The sequence below is a fragment of the Pseudomonas sichuanensis genome (genome assembly GCF_003231305.1).
Taxonomy (GTDB): domain Bacteria; phylum Pseudomonadota; class Gammaproteobacteria; order Pseudomonadales; family Pseudomonadaceae; genus Aquipseudomonas; species Aquipseudomonas sichuanensis.
In genome coordinates this window covers 1-328 of sequence record NZ_QKVM01000158.1, presented here as the reverse complement: position 1 = coordinate 328, position 328 = coordinate 1, and the positions used below count along the sequence as shown (strand labels likewise).

General features: G+C 59.8%; 1 protein-coding gene. It reads left to right on the top strand.

The annotated features are described in order from the left end of the window. Window positions 1-237, top strand: a 237-nt coding sequence (locus DM373_RS28535) for a low molecular weight phosphatase family protein (protein WP_482822406.1), incomplete at its 5' end; no start/stop codon positions are given. Window positions 238-328 lie beyond the last annotated feature (91 nt).

The window sequence follows — 328 nt, the reverse complement described above, 5'->3', positions numbered from 1 at the left end:
GTCTGCGACAAGGCCGCTGGCGAAGCCTGCCCCGTGTTCTTCGGACCAGCAGTGAAAGCCCACTGGGGACTTTCTGACCCTTCGGATTTGCACGGTAGTGCCGCCGAGCTGGACGCGGCATTCGACAACACGCTTGAGCAGATCAAGCGACGCCTCAAGGCATTCATCGCACTGCCTTTCGACCAACTGGATGCCGCGCAGCTCAAGGTCGAGCTGGCCCGCATCGGAACGCTCTGACGTTTAGGGAGATCCACCATGAGCAAAAGCCGACTTTCATTCCTAGACCGCTACCTGACGGTCTGGATCTTTCTGGCCATGGGCCTGGGCA